This is a genomic window from Providencia sp. PROV223, from assembly GCF_028479245.1.
Classification (GTDB): domain Bacteria; phylum Pseudomonadota; class Gammaproteobacteria; order Enterobacterales; family Enterobacteriaceae; genus Providencia; species Providencia rettgeri.
In genome coordinates this window covers 1-14,207 of sequence record NZ_JAMPNG010000006.1, presented here as the reverse complement: position 1 = coordinate 14,207, position 14,207 = coordinate 1, and the positions used below count along the sequence as shown (strand labels likewise).

Here is a 14,207-nt window from a genome sequence, read left to right as displayed (position 1 = left end):
TTTATGAATAAAAAGTGACAAAATCGATACCTTCGATATTTTTATTTGCATTCAGCAAGATGATGCGTTTTAGTATGTTAACATTTAGATAATGTCATCAGTTATGGTAAGGAAATAGTTAGTCTGCCAATAAAATAAGTACTTGGAGCTTGATTATTTTAATAATTTCACACAATCAGCATTTCTAAATTCATGTCATAATGACATGGTAAAAAGCAGTTAATATTTAATATGATATAAATTTATTGGTTATATGGATGAAAGGAAGCTTTGATGTTGCGATTTCGTTATAGGTTAAAAAAAGCTCGCAAGAATAAATGTATACGCCGCCAGCGACTTCGCAATCGGTCTTTTTATATAGATAATAGATTGGATAACATGAAAAAGGTCAATATTGTCGTTTTAACAGGAGCGGGTATTTCAGCCGAATCTGGGATCCAAACATTCCGTTCTGCGGATGGATTATGGGAAGAGCATCGCGTTGAAGATGTGGCAACACCTGAAGGTTTCGAACGTAACCCTGAATTAGTACAACGTTTTTATAATGAACGGCGTCGGCAGTTACAGCAAGAAAATATTAAGCCTAACGCCGCTCACTATGCACTTGCTCAGCTTGAAGAGCTTTTTGGTGACCGCTTTTTGTTAATTACGCAAAATATAGACAACTTGCATGAAAGAGCGGGAAGTCAGCGAGTTATCCATATGCATGGTGAACTATTAAAAGTTCGCTGCAACTGGTCAAATCAAGTATTGGAATGGAAAGGGGATTTATCTGCCGATGACCGCTGTCATTGTTGCCAGTTTCCTCAGCCGCTCAGACCCCACATTGTTTGGTTTGGTGAAATGCCAATTGGAATGGATTATATTTATCAATCCCTTGAATCTGCGACTATTTTTATTTCAATTGGGACATCTGGTCATGTATACCCTGCGGCAGGTTTTGTTCATGAGGCTAAATTACATGGGGCACATACGGTCGAACTTAATTTAGAGCCTAGCCAAGTGGAAAGTGAGTTTGATGAGAAACACTATGGTTTAGCCAGCAAAGTCGTTGTTGAATATATCAATAAGCTTATTACAGGGTTACAGGTTAAAAATACAGCGCAATAAGCTTTCAATACATAATAATATAAGGGGAAACGTATTGTTTTCTCTTATAGGTTAGACATTTGTATCCATCATGGCCGGCATCGTAATCTCTTTGACGCAGGTTGCATTGCTCGTACTGGTGATAAAGCGTACGGCATTGACAACATCTTGTAATGGGATTAGCTGTCCATTACTTTTTTCAATGACTTCGTCGGCAGGAACCGTTAATGGGTATTCAGTTGCTAGATAACCTAAGTTTATGACTGATATTGCTATTTTATCTTCACGCAGTGTTTCTCTTAATGACTGTGCTATGCCTCTGAGGGCATATTTCGTGGCGGAAAAGGCGACTTCTTTGCCATTATGGTTATCTAGGCCCCATGTGGAACCGATCAATATAATCTTGCTATTTTTCGCTAAACGTAAATTGGGTAATAGTGCTTTTAAATTTAATAAACAAGCACTGATATTGGTTTGAATCATATTGAGCAGCTCAATGTCATCAGTCGATTCAAATTGGTATTCTTCACTAAAAGCCAGTTTCTCCCAAATACCCACATTATAAATTAAGGTATGAATAGGTTGATCCTGAATAATCTGCTTAATGGCATTCGCGCTATGAATATCATTTAAATCAGCAGGGATCCACGTAAAGTTAATGTGTTCAAAAGGAGGCTTTGAGCGAGACACTCCATAAATATGGTCTGCTTTTTCAGGAAATCCTTCGACCAATGCTTTACCTAAGCCTTTACTAACACCATAAATTAAACATGTTTTTGACATGAATTTTCCTGTTAACGAGTAAAATTTCGTTTTGTTTATTAATTAGCTAATAAATAAAATAATAAGACTTCATATATAGCATACTATTTCAATTTAATGATTGATGATTCGTGTAGTGGGTGAGTGATATTTAACCAAATAAGAGGCAATTAGGTAACAAATAAATAATAACCTACTAATTAATACAATTTGATTATTACCCTTATTTATTATAGGTATTGATTGCCAGTGTAATAGGTAGCTTACAAAAATTACGCTAAAAAATAAATTTCACTAACGATTTCCTGCAAAAAATAGAGAGCATTAACAGGAAAGCTGATTTGAAACAATAATTGAATCTGTGATCTTTCCCATAATATGGACATTGATATTTTAGGGGGAAGGGTATGGACAAACTCTTAGAGCGGTTTTTTGAATATACCGCTTTCGATACACAATCAAAACTAAATGCCAAAACAGTGCCTAGCAGCGCAGGACAGCTAAAGTTTGCTCGTGCATTAGTTAACGAGCTGAATGAATTAGGTTTTGAAAAAATAACGCTTAGCGATCAAGGTTGTGTGATGGCTTATTTACCGTCAAACGTTGATTGGGATGTTCCTACTATTGGGTTTATTTCACATTTAGACACAGCACCTGATTTTTCAGGTAAAAATGTGAGTCCACAAGTACTCGAAAATTATCGAGGGGGAGATATCGCGTTAGGTATAGGTGATGAAGTGTTATCCCCAGTGATGTTTCCAGTGCTGCATGAAATGATTGGCAAAACCCTCATCATGACCGATGGCAAAACCTTACTCGGTGCCGATGATAAAGCGGGTATCGCAGAAATAATTACAGCTCTAGTACGTTTAAAGGGTAAGAACATTCCTCATGGTAAAATCTGTCTTGCATTTACCCCTGATGAAGAGATAGGGCGTGGGGCTCGTCATATCGATTTTAAACAATTTGATGCATTGTGGGCCTATACCGTCGATGGTGGTGGTGTTGGTGAGTTAGAGTATGAAAATTTTAATGCAGCTAACGTTTCTATTAAAATTGTTGGCAATAACACGCATCCCGGTACAGCTAAAGGCGTAATGGTGAATGCATTAGGGCTAGCGAACCGTATTCATTCGATGTTACCACCTGATGAAACACCTGAAAACACCGAAGGTTATGAAGGCTTTTATCATTTAACATCGTTAAAAGGGACAGTAGAAAAGGCAGAATTGAATTATATTATTCGTGATTTTGACTTAGCGGGCTTTGAAGCTAGGAAGAAAAATATCATTCGAATTGCTGAAAAAGTTGGTGAAGGGTTACATCCAAGCTGCTATATCGAACTGACACTTGATGATACCTATTATAATATGCATAAAGAGGTCATGAAGTACCCACATGTTATTGAATTAGCAAAGCAAGCAATGCTTGATTGTGGTATTGAGCCAATTATCCAACCCGTCCGGGGTGGTACTGACGGTGCGCAGCTTTCACATCGTGGTTTACCGTGCCCAAATATTTTCACAGGTGGCTATAACTTCCATAGTAAACATGAATTTATAACACAAGAGGGTATGGAGCAGGCAGTTAGTGTGATCATGCGTATTGCGGAATTAACGGCTATTCACGCAAGGCAATCATGATATTTCATGATAAACAAGCGTGCTTATAACAATAAGCACGCGTAAATTTGCTATTGAAATAATACAGAAACGCCACTAAGCGCCAGTAAAACACCCATGACTAAATTAAAGCGTTTTAATGTCTTAGGTTGTTTTAGCTTTTCTCTTAATTTACTGCCAAACATCGCCCAAATAGCAACACATGGCCAGTTGATGGCCGCAAATATAACGGCAACCTGTACCATTGATAAATAGGGGGCGTTTATATTGGTATACATCGCCATTCCTGAAATAGCCATCATCCATGCTTTAGGGTTTATCCATTGAAATAATGCTGCTTCTAAGAAAGTTAGCGGCTTAATTTCCTGGTTATTTGATTGTGCAACTGAATAGCTAATAGTCGTTTTCCATGCAAGCCAGAACAAATAAATAATTCCAAAATATTTTAATACTGAATAAGTTATAGGGGATGATTGGATCAATGCCCCGACTCCTAGCCCGACAGCAAACAGCATAATAAGAAAACCAATTGATACCCCAAATGAATGCGGTAATGTCTTGCTAAATCCAAAATTAATGCCTGAAGCAAGTAACATAATATTATTTGGACCTGGCGTTATGGATGTTACAAAGGAAAACAATGATAAAGCTAAAAGTGTTTCTAAGTTCATATTGTTATCATCTTTAAAATGGATAATTAATGCTGCGTGAGAATGATAATAGTGAAGTAAAAACAGTTTAGGGTTGAATTAAAGAATGCGCTTTATCTTTGCGTGCTTACGGGCACGTAAGGATCATAATATGAGTATGTAATTGGGAAATAAAATATATAAAAAAATAAATAAGTTAGTTATTAATAAGGGGGGGTAATTGGCAATTAGCGGTTTTCATCAATAGGGAGGAGAGCCTTGTCATATTATACTGAGAATATTATTTTTAATAAAAGGCCCATAATTAATGAGCCCTTACACAAAATACAAATTTAATATTAAAGGTATTGATTAATCATCAAAATACCAATAACCATTATTGACGAGTGCGGTAAGCAGTGCGATAAAATTAACGTCATCAATGGCATCAGCTAAAATTTGGCTATTAACGGCATCATAACGACATAAGCTATCAGCAGCCTCATAACACTCGGTTTCTAAGCATTCTCCATTAACAAAAAATTGGTCGCCAACGCGCAATGCTCTGAGACCATTTAATTTGTATAAGGTTTCTTGCTGAGTTTTCAGTAAATCATAAATTTCTTCTTGCTCATAAGGTGGTTCAGGTGGAGCAATGTCTAATTCATGACGTGATTGTGAGATAAACTCACCTAGCCATTTACGAAATAGCTCAGGGTCATTAATCAGTGATTCCATCATTTCGCGCAGTTTAATTTGTTCACCTTGCAAGATCTCAGCAGGGTTATCACGGAATGATAAATCAGGATCGCTATAACGATAACTGCCTAAGTCATTAGAAATTAGGTGATCGGCAAAACTACTGAGCAGCTCACGAGTATTTGGGGCACGGAAACCAACTGAGTAATTTAATGAAGGCTCAATGGCGTAACCTTCATGTGGAAACCCTGGTGGAATATATAAAATATCGCCGGGTTCCATTTCTTCGTCGATGATGGCGTCAAAAGGTTGAACTTGTAGTAAGTCAGGGTGCGGGCAATGTTGTTTCATTGGGATTTTTTCACCCACTCGCCAATGACGACGGCCTTCACCTTGAATAATAAACACATCGTATTGGTCTAGGTGAGGACCTACACCACCGCCGGGGACTGAGTAGGAAATCATTAAGTCGTCCATCCGCCAGTCCGAAAGGACGCGAAATGGTTTCATTAATGCAGAGCTTGGATGATGCCAGTGGTCAACTGCTTGAACTAAAATAGACCAATTCTCTTCGCCAAGGTGGTCATAGCTTTCAAATGGTCCGTGACCAACCTGCCAAATTCCTTCTTTATGGCTAACCAAACGGCTATCAACCTCATCTTCCATCGCCAAACCTGCAAGTTCATCAGGCGAGATAGGATCAATAAAATTTGCAAACCCTTTTTTGATAAGCAGTGGGCGCTTCTGCCAGTGACTGTCGAGGAAACTCTGCCAGTCGAGATTTAGTTTGTAATCCATCTTATTGTCCCTTGGAGCTGCTAAGTATTGCTAATCAGTTTATTACAATATACCCGGTTCCAATACTGCAAAATGACCTATATGTGTGTAATGGTATGCTGTTAAATAAACTTTCTGAGAAACGGGTATTAAAGGTTTATCTTGAGAGTGAACCAAGTACATTACCCTAAATTACTATTTATAAAACACTTCATAAATAGTATACCGGAAATGGTTTGTAAAATAGGGGACAAGTGGACGCATATCACAGATTAACTATCTTCAATCATAGATTGCTGCCTAAATGTGACGGATAAACGAGCACCACCAAGCGGGCTGTCACTAATTGTGATATCTCCCTCGTATTGGTCGATAATATCCACTGCAATGGACAAACCTAAACCTTGACCTGGACGAAGGGTGTCTGCACGTTGCCCACGAAGGAAAATCAAACTACGTTTGCTTTCGGGCACGCCTGGGCCATCATCATCAACAACCAATGTTAAGCTATCAGTTCCGGCAATAGCACTAACTTCGACGAATTCAAGGCAATATTTACACGCGTTTTCCATGATATTACCCATCACTTCCATAAAGTCATTTGGTTGACCCAGCCAAGTTGTTTCAGGAGAAACATTAACCGTAATAGAAACACCTTTGTGTTGGTAAACTTTATGGAGGGCACTCGCAAGGCTGTCTAATATTGATGGAACAGATGAAATTTCGCGCAGCATCATATTTTCATCACCTTGCGTTGATGCGCGGTGCAAATAATAACCCACCTGTTGAGATATACGGCCAATTTGTTCGAGCATGATGGGTTCAGCCTGCTCAATATTCATTTGCTTACCTGAACGAAGAAGCCGCAGTGTTGACTGTAAAACGGCTAAAGGCGTCTTTAAACTGTGTGTTAAATCAGAAAGTGTCGTGCGGTATTTGCTGTAACGCTTACGTTCATTCGTTAATAAAATATTAAGATTACGTACTAGCCCACGAAGCTCATACGGAGGGTTCTCATCCAGTGTATCTCGTTCACCTTTTTCTAAGCTACTTAGTTGTGATACTAATGATTTAATTGGCCGTAGGCTCCAATAGGCCGCTAACCATAATAGTGGGATAACTAAGATTAAGTTAGCTAGTAACACATAACCGAACCATTCCCAAACTAAACCCGTATTTTGTAAGTCTTGTGGTAGTGTATCAACAACGACAATGGTGAGCGGAGGCAGGTTTTCACTAGCTGCATATTGGTTGACGGACACGGAGTGAGTAAGCGGTTCATCGTCGTTATCCATGTCATCTAATTTTGTATTGAATTCGGGGTTGTCATCTAGAAGTTGGCGAGTTTCGCGAATGTCTGTATCAATTTCATATAAGCCTTCTTTTTTAAGCCAGTCATTACGGATCAGCCGTTCAACGCTAGGTACATCACGTTGGCGCCATAACACGAGCCCTTGTTCATCATAAATAATGACCAAAGTCGGGTTGTTTAACGTGAAATTTGGGGGGACGCGAATGTCAATTTTATGGTTTTGCCATTGGGCTAGGCTATAAATTAAATTACTTTGGCTACGTAATAGGGTGTAAGTGGTTTTATCGAAACTAATCAAATACCCCAAAATCGCGACGATGCCGTAGGATAAGGTGAGTGCCAAGATCACCGCGGATGTTGCACAGAGAAAACGTGCTCGTAGCGAAAGGGGTTTGAACTTAAATTTACGTAGCTTCATGTTAGCCATTCACATCAAAACGGTAGCCTTGACCACGCACTGTGACAATTACATCATCACTATGAAATTGTTGGATTTTTTTTCGTAAACGGCCCATTAAAACATCAATGGTATGACTTTCTCTGAGCTCAGCATCTGGGTAAAGCTGGCGCATTAACGAGTCTTTGCTAACCACTTTCCCATTGTTGCGTAGTAGCGTTTCAATGATAGTGTATTCAAAAGCGGTTAATTTGACGGTTTCGCCATTAACGGTAAATTCTTTGCGTGATAGGTCAATCACGAAATTGCCTAATTCGAGTACTTGTGAAGCAAGACCACTATTTCTGCGCATCAAAGCTTGCATACGGGCGACCAGTTCTTCTAACTGGAAAGGTTTAGTCACGTAGTCATCAGCACCACTGTTTAGCGCTTGTACTTTTTCTTGCCAACTTTCCCGAGCAGTTAATACTAATAGTGGAATATTGACGTGCTCGCTACGCCAGCGTTTGATCATAGAAAGCCCGTCTTCATCAGGTAAGCCCAAATCGACAACTGCGATATCTGGACAGCTTTCGTGCAAAAAGTAATCAGCTTCTTTTGCGTCTTCAGCTGAATCAACCTGATGGCCAAGCTCTTTAAGCTGGACGGTTAAATGGTGACGAAGTAACGCATTGTCTTCGACAATAAGAATACGCATCGGAAACCCTCATATTGAAAAGAGATAGCTACAACTTATCAGATAGTAGCACTAGATACGCTATGGTAAAAAGAGTTCTGAATAACGACAAGGGATTAAGTAAATATAAATCAAACGAAGCGGAAATATAATTTATCTATATTTAGCTTTGAATAGCTTAGTATGATAGATAGAGCAGGGAATTCAAAATGATAATTAAAAAAGGCGACTTATAAGCCGCCTAATTTGAAAACATAAAAGCTATTTTAGTTCGTCGATAAAAGTGACAGCGTAACCAATGTAGTTAGCTGGCGTCATTTCTTTCAAACGTGCTTTTTCGTGCTCTGGCAGGTCTAAACTATCAATAAATTGTTTCATACCTTCAGCGGTAACACGTTTACCACGGGTCAATTCTTTGAGCTTTTCATATGGCTTTTCAATACCATAACGGCGCATTACTGTTTGAATTGGCTCGGCCAATACTTCCCAGTTTTGGTCTAATTCATCCAGTAAATGTTGCTCATTCACTTCTAATTTGTTCAAACCTTTCATGGTTGATTGATAAGCAATCAATGCATAACCTAAGCCGACACCGAGATTACGTAATACTGTCGAGTCAGTTAAGTCGCGCTGCCAGCGAGAAACAGGGAGTTTGCTAGCTAAATGACCTAAGACGGCATTGGCTAAGCCTAAATTACCTTCAGAGTTTTCGAAATCAATCGGGTTGACTTTGTGTGGCATGGTAGAGGAACCAATTTCACCTGCGATTGTTTTTTGTTTGAAGTGATTTAATGCGATGTAGCCCCAAATATCACGGTCGAAGTCTAACACGATAGTGTTAAAGCGAGCGACGCAATCAAATAACTCAGCAATATAGTCATGAGGTTCAATTTGCGTAGTGAATGGGTTCCATTGAATGCCTAAAGAGGTAACAAAGGTTTCGCTGAATTCGTGCCAGTTAACTTCAGGATAAGCGACCATATGTGCATTATAGTTACCGACTGCGCCATTGATTTTACCTAGAATTTCAACTTGTTGTAGCTGGCGGAATTGGCGCTCTAAACGATAAGCAACGTTCGCAAACTCTTTACCAATGGTGGACGGGGTTGCAGGTTGACCGTGAGTACGTGAAAGTAACGGTAAATTGCGGTACTCATGAGCCATTGTTTTGATTTTATCAATGATTTGACGCCATTGTGGCAGCAAGACTTCTTCACGAGCGGTTTTCAGCATTAATGCGTGAGAGAGGTTATTGATATCTTCTGAAGTACAAGCAAAGTGAATAAATTCAGAAACTGCATGAAGAGCAGGGATGTCCGCTACCTTTTCTTTTAGAAAGTATTCTACAGCTTTCACATCATGGTTAGTTGTGCGTTCAATTTCTTTGATACGCATTGCGTCTTTTTCACAGAAGTTCGCGACAATTTCATCCAAGTAAGCGATTGCGTCAGCGTCAAATGCAGGAACTTCTTTGATTTGAGCGGTTGCAGCCAGTTTTTGTAGCCAGCGAACTTCAACTTGTACGCGAAATTTCAGTAAACCAAACTCACTAAAAATAGTGCGTAACGTGCTGACTTTATCACCGTAACGGCCGTCAATCGGGGATACAGCGGTCAGTGAGGATAATTCCATTGGTAGCAACTCCAGATTTAAAGGTGAGACAAAATATCTTTCGCCTGATTAGCCAGACGATTGCGAGAGAACATGAGTTGAATGCGACTTCCACCAACTTGTTGCCAAAGCACTGCGCAACGAATGCCAGCGAGCAAGGTGGCTCTAACTTTTGCTTGAACGAGTGTGTTTTTTAGGATATCAGGGGAACCAGTGACCTGAATTCGCGGTCCAGCTGGGCTGACTACATCTACATAAATACCCGCAAGTGCGTTAAACACGCCTTCAGAAAGTGGTTCAAAATAACCCGCTTGGCGTTCAAATTGCTCAATACGTTGGCCCAGCTGGTTCATCGCTTCTTGGTTTTTATTGAGGCGACGTTCAAGCGTCATAATGCTTAACATATATCGCGTCATTTCAGCCGATAAACCACTGTTACCGCCAGTCAGCATACCTAACATGGCACTGAGGCCCGTCTTTAAATTTTCGGCATCATTACCAAATACATCCAAAGTGGATTTTGGATTCATATTGGTGAGGCTATTGACCATGGTTTCAGTGTCTTTCTCAAGACAAACACCTTCATGTGCGAGTTTTTGAACCATCGCGCTTGCTTGGCAGATACCCGCTAAAGCAAGCGTAATGTCATAATAGTTTTTTGCCACATTTACTCCTGAATACGGGTTTCAATAATACCGCCACCGAGACAAACTTCATCGATATAAAATACAGCGGATTGACCTGGAGTGACAGCCGCGACAGGGTAGTCAAAAGCCACTTCAATGCGATCATCACTTAATGGGGTGATCGTACAAGGGATATCCGCTTGACGATAACGTGTTTTTACTACGCAACGTAGCGGCTCAGTCATGGTTTTCCGGTCAACCCAATGTAATTGCTGAGCAATTAACCCAACAGACATCAAACGAGGGTGTTCATGGCCTTGAGCTACGATAAGAATGTTGTTTTCGACGTCTTTATCGACAACATACCAAGGTTCTTCGGAGCCTTCTTTTGTACCACCGATACCGAGACCTTTTCGTTGCCCTAAAGTGTGGTACATCAAACCTTCATGTTGACCAATTGTTTCGCCATCAACAGTGACGATAGGGCCAGGCTGAGCGGGTAAGTAGCGGCCTAAAAAGTCGCGAAACTTACGCTCACCAATGAAACAGATCCCCGTGGAGTCTTTTTTCTTTGCAGTAACTAAGCCAATTTCTTCTGCAATACGGCGTACTTCCGGCTTTTCGAGTTCACCAACTGGGAAAAGGCTTTTAGCTACTTGTTCGTGGCTCAGAGTATATAAAAAATAGCTTTGGTCTTTGTTGTTATCTAAACCACGTAATAATTGGCTTTTACCATTGACATCACGGCGGCGCACATAGTGACCAGTAGCAATGTAATCTGCGCCTAAATCTTCAGCCGCAAATTCTAAGAAAGCTTTAAACTTGATTTCTTTGTTGCAGAGAATATCTGGGTTCGGTGTGCGGCCTGCTTTGTATTCAGTTAAGAAATGTTCGAAAACATTGTCCCAATATTCAGCAGCGAAATTAATGGTATGAAGTTCAATACCCAGTTTGTCACACACAGCTTGTGCATCGGCAAGGTCAGTAGCAGCTGAACAATATTCTGTGTCGTCATCTTCTTCCCAGTTCTTCATAAACAGACCAGCAACCTGATACCCTTGTTGCTGTAGCAAGTAAGCGGATACAGAGGAGTCAACACCACCGGACATCCCGACGATGACTTTTTTTTGGCTGTTATCTGACATGGTACTATTATTTGACATGGAAATATCTCACTGCGGAAAAATCAAGCCCCATACTTTAGCATGTTGTTCCCGCATTACACCAGAGTTAGCAGGGAATATTATTGCTTGGTGAAATCTTCACCAAGCAGAAGTTAAGTACTTAAAGATAATAGTCGCCGTAAGCGGTTAAAATATCGAGAGGATAATGCTTTCCTGTGAGAAAACAGCGCAAACTTTCCGCCACTAATGGTGAACGCAGGCAGTTGCTATTTAGAATTTCTTGGGCAGTCAGCCAATGGCATTTGCTAATATCACTGTCTTGTGGCTGTGTCTCACAAATGGATTCAAGTTCTACGGCAAATAAAAAACGGATAAACTGAGTTTTATCTGGGGCAATCCATTGATGAATTTTAATTAATTGTGTTGGTGTGGCTTTGATTCCAGTTTCTTCTAGTAATTCACGTTCGGCGGCTTGCAAAATAGTTTCATCAGCTTCTAAATGCCCAGCTGGTTGATTCCAAGTGGGTTTATCATTTATCCACTCTTCCACGACTAAAAATTTGCCTTGAGCATGCACAACAGTTGCTACAGTCACATTAGGTTTAAACAACAGTTACCTCCTTCCATTCGCCAACTGAAAGATTTCCCAAATTAAATTCACCAATTTGATAACGAATTAGCCTAAGCGTTGGAAAACCTATATTTGCCGTCATACGACGGACTTGCCGATTACGTCCTTCATATAATGTAATTTTTAACCAGCTAGTCGGGATATTTTTGCGTTCCCGTATTGGCGGAGTTCTTTGCCATAGCCATTCAGGTTCGCCAACTAACTCGATTCCCGCAGGGAGTGTTGGACCATCATTTAATATTACCCCTTGCCGAAATTTTAGTAGTGCATCTTCATCGGGAATACCTTCTACCTGAGCATAGTATATTTTCCCTGTTTTTTTCTGTGGTTGAGTTAAACGTGCCTGTAGTTTTCCATCATTGGTTAAAATTAATAGCCCTTCACTGTCCCTATCAAGACGTCCTGCGGCGTATACATCGTTGATTGGAATATATTTTTTTAGTGTTTCGCGACCTTGTTCATCAGTAAATTGAGGAAGAACATCAAAGGGTTTGTTAAATAAAATGATTTTAGTTGATATTTGCTGTCTTACCGAAACACGCTTAGCGTTATGCTTTAAAGCAGTCGAGGGTGGCGAGTAACGATTTTTCTTCGGAACTGATTTTTTGTTCGGTCTGTTCATGGTCATTCAATGAGAATTTATTGGTTTTAATTTGCGGCGACTTATTTCATCTAGTGTAGGAGATTTAACGGTTTGATCCTAGAACGTATTTTTCATGGCGATGTAATATTTAATTAACAACTTTAAAAACATTTAAATCAATAAAAACAATTTTCCATTTAAAAATAAGTACATATGGATTTGTTTGGATGGTGATAGTGTGAGCAAAACGTATTTTTAATTTGAGTTAACTTGCTAATATTATTTTTTGTGAGGGAAGTATTTTAACAAAAGTTGTGTCGTTCCCTCAAATGGGTTATTGACAACTTTTCATCGCGGTTTGATTTATTTCTAATAATGGAATGCTTAAATTAATTTATTGATTTAACAGTGTTTATAAATAGATATTCGATTAACTTACAAGGTAAAACAGTACGTTAAATGCGATCGGCATTGAAGCTTAGATGAGTAATCATTGGCGTTCGACGCAGATTGAAGTAGTATTGACACGTCTCTTACAAAAAATTAACAAGCAAAATACGCAAGTGAAAGGAGAGGTTAATGGAAAGCAAAGTAGTAGTTCCGGCAGAAGGCGCTAAAATTACCATTGATGCAAAAGGCAAACTAAACGTTCCGAACAACCCAATTATCCCTTTTATCGAAGGTGACGGCATTGGTATCGATGTCACACCAGCAATGTTGAAAGTGGTTGATGCGGCAGTGAAAAAAGCCTACAACGGTGAGCGCAAAATTTCTTGGATGGAAGTTTACACCGGTGAAAAATCTACACAAATTTATGGTAAAGATGTTTGGTTACCAGAAGAAACTCTCGATTTAATCCGTGATTACCGTGTTTCAATTAAAGGCCCTTTAACAACTCCTGTTGGTGGTGGTATTCGTTCTCTGAACGTTGCATTGCGTCAACAACTTGACCTGTATATCTGTTTACGTCCTGTTCGCTACTACAAAGGCACTCCAAGCCCAGTTAAACAACCTGAACTGACTGATATGGTTATTTTCCGTGAAAACTCTGAAGATATCTATGCGGGTATCGAGTGGAAAGCGGGTAGTGCAGAAGCAGATAAAGTTATTAAATTCCTGAAAGATGAAATGGGTGTGACTAAAATCCGTTTCCCACAAGACTGTGGTATTGGTATTAAGCCTTGTTCAGAAGAGGGCACAAAACGTTTAGTTCGTGCTGCTATTGAATATGCTATTGATAACGGCCGTGATTCAGTGACTTTAGTTCATAAAGGTAACATTATGAAATTCACTGAAGGTGCATTTAAAGATTGGGGATACCAATTAGCACAAGAGGAATTTGGCGGCGAATTATTAGATGGCGGCCCATGGGTTAAAATTAAAAACCCTAAAACAGGTAAAGATATTATCGTTAAAGATGTTATCGCAGATGCTTTCTTACAACAAATCCTGCTACGCCCAGCAGAATACGATGTTATCGCTTGTATGAACCTAAATGGTGACTACATTTCTGATGCATTAGCAGCGCAGGTCGGTGGTATTGGTATCGCTCCTGGTGCAAATATTGGTTCTGAGTGCGCATTATTCGAAGCAACTCACGGTACTGCACCAAAATATGCAGGCCAAGATAAAGTTAACCCAGGCTCTATTATCCTTTCTGCTGAGATGA

13 protein-coding genes are annotated in these 14,207 nt (G+C 39.7%); 3 read left to right on the top strand and 10 right to left on the bottom strand.

Annotated elements, in window-relative coordinates:
* Positions 1 to 276: 276 nt before the first annotated feature.
* Positions 277 to 1,110 (top strand): Sir2 family NAD+-dependent deacetylase, encoded by an 834-nt coding sequence (cobB, locus tag PR767_RS08905; protein ID WP_272520240.1) that lies wholly within the window; start codon positions 277 to 279, stop codon positions 1,108 to 1,110.
* Between the two features lie 51 nt (positions 1,111 to 1,161).
* On the opposite strand, the gene PR767_RS08900 is transcribed toward cobB, so the two are convergent.
* A complete protein-coding gene (locus tag PR767_RS08900; RefSeq protein WP_110731988.1) occupies positions 1,162 to 1,872 on the bottom strand; it encodes an SDR family oxidoreductase in 711 nt (236 codons plus the stop codon).
* 386 nt (positions 1,873 to 2,258) lie between these two features.
* Here PR767_RS08900 and pepT point away from each other — a divergent pair, with 386 nt between their 5' ends.
* On the top strand, positions 2,259 to 3,494 hold the full coding sequence (gene pepT / locus PR767_RS08895) for a peptidase T (protein ID WP_004911762.1): 1,236 nt from the start codon (positions 2,259 to 2,261) through the stop codon (positions 3,492 to 3,494).
* Positions 3,495 to 3,544: 50 nt separating this feature from the next.
* On the opposite strand, the gene PR767_RS08890 is transcribed toward pepT, so the two are convergent.
* The 9 genes from PR767_RS08890 to rluE all read right to left on the bottom strand — a co-directional run bounded on the left by PR767_RS08890 (position 3,545) and on the right by rluE (position 12,577).
* Positions 3,545 to 4,144, bottom strand: a complete 600-nt coding sequence (locus PR767_RS08890; RefSeq protein WP_272520182.1) for a LysE family translocator — start codon at positions 4,142 to 4,144, stop codon at positions 3,545 to 3,547.
* 330 nt (positions 4,145 to 4,474) lie between these two features.
* Positions 4,475 to 5,599 (bottom strand): ribosomal protein uL16 3-hydroxylase, encoded by a 1,125-nt coding sequence (locus tag PR767_RS08885; RefSeq protein WP_004911758.1) that lies wholly within the window; start codon positions 5,597 to 5,599, stop codon positions 4,475 to 4,477.
* 251 nt (positions 5,600 to 5,850) lie between these two features.
* Positions 5,851 to 7,308, bottom strand: coding sequence for a two-component system sensor histidine kinase PhoQ (gene phoQ / locus PR767_RS08880; protein ID WP_181937042.1), 1,458 nt, complete (start codon positions 7,306 to 7,308; stop codon positions 5,851 to 5,853).
* 1 nt (position 7,309) lies between these two features.
* Positions 7,310 to 7,984 carry a two-component system response regulator PhoP gene (gene phoP, locus PR767_RS08875; RefSeq protein ID WP_004911754.1) on the bottom strand — a complete coding sequence of 225 codons (675 nt, stop codon included), beginning with the start codon at positions 7,982 to 7,984 and terminating at the stop codon, positions 7,310 to 7,312.
* A gap of 240 nt (positions 7,985 to 8,224) precedes the next feature.
* Positions 8,225 to 9,595 (bottom strand): adenylosuccinate lyase, encoded by a 1,371-nt coding sequence (gene purB / locus PR767_RS08870; protein WP_004911751.1) that lies wholly within the window; start codon positions 9,593 to 9,595, stop codon positions 8,225 to 8,227.
* A 17-nt stretch (positions 9,596 to 9,612) separates the two neighbouring features.
* Positions 9,613 to 10,239, bottom strand: a complete 627-nt coding sequence (gene hflD, locus PR767_RS08865; protein ID WP_004911750.1) for a high frequency lysogenization protein HflD — start codon at positions 10,237 to 10,239, stop codon at positions 9,613 to 9,615.
* 2 nt (positions 10,240 to 10,241) lie between these two features.
* Positions 10,242 to 11,345 (bottom strand): tRNA 2-thiouridine(34) synthase MnmA, encoded by a 1,104-nt coding sequence (gene mnmA / locus PR767_RS08860; RefSeq protein WP_004911747.1) that lies wholly within the window; start codon positions 11,343 to 11,345, stop codon positions 10,242 to 10,244.
* A gap of 139 nt (positions 11,346 to 11,484) precedes the next feature.
* Positions 11,485 to 11,934, bottom strand: coding sequence for an NUDIX hydrolase (locus tag PR767_RS08855; protein WP_109911613.1), 450 nt, complete (start codon positions 11,932 to 11,934; stop codon positions 11,485 to 11,487).
* Positions 11,927 to 12,577: a 23S rRNA pseudouridine(2457) synthase RluE gene (gene rluE, locus PR767_RS08850; RefSeq protein ID WP_272520181.1), complete on the bottom strand. Its 651-nt coding sequence runs from the start codon at positions 12,575 to 12,577 to the stop codon at positions 11,927 to 11,929. The genes PR767_RS08855 and rluE overlap by 8 nt, the downstream gene beginning before the upstream one ends.
* Positions 12,578 to 13,117: 540 nt before the next feature.
* On the opposite strand from rluE, the gene icd reads away from it, so the two are divergent.
* Positions 13,118 to 14,207 (top strand): NADP-dependent isocitrate dehydrogenase (gene icd, locus PR767_RS08845; protein WP_196724084.1); only part of this gene is annotated, 1,090 nt, incomplete at its 3' end.

Excerpts from the sequence above, each read along its gene's own strand:
- purB (WP_004911751.1), bottom strand. The coding sequence starts at position 9,595 with ATGGAATTATCCTCACTGACCGCTGTATCCCCGATTGACGGCCGTTAC.
- mnmA (WP_004911747.1), bottom strand. The coding sequence starts at position 11,345 with ATGTCAGATAACAGCCAAAAAAAAGTCATCGTCGGGATGTCCGGTGGT.
- rluE (WP_272520181.1), bottom strand. The coding sequence starts at position 12,577 with ATGAACAGACCGAACAAAAAATCAGTTCCGAAGAAAAATCGTTACTCG.
- PR767_RS08900 (WP_110731988.1), bottom strand. The coding sequence starts at position 1,872 with ATGTCAAAAACATGTTTAATTTATGGTGTTAGTAAAGGCTTAGGTAAA.
- phoP (WP_004911754.1), bottom strand. The coding sequence starts at position 7,984 with ATGCGTATTCTTATTGTCGAAGACAATGCGTTACTTCGTCACCATTTA.
- PR767_RS08890 (WP_272520182.1), bottom strand. The coding sequence starts at position 4,144 with ATGAACTTAGAAACACTTTTAGCTTTATCATTGTTTTCCTTTGTAACA.
- phoQ (WP_181937042.1), bottom strand. The coding sequence starts at position 7,308 with ATGAAGCTACGTAAATTTAAGTTCAAACCCCTTTCGCTACGAGCACGT.
- pepT (WP_004911762.1), top strand. The coding sequence starts at position 2,259 with ATGGACAAACTCTTAGAGCGGTTTTTTGAATATACCGCTTTCGATACA.
- PR767_RS08885 (WP_004911758.1), bottom strand. The coding sequence starts at position 5,599 with ATGGATTACAAACTAAATCTCGACTGGCAGAGTTTCCTCGACAGTCAC.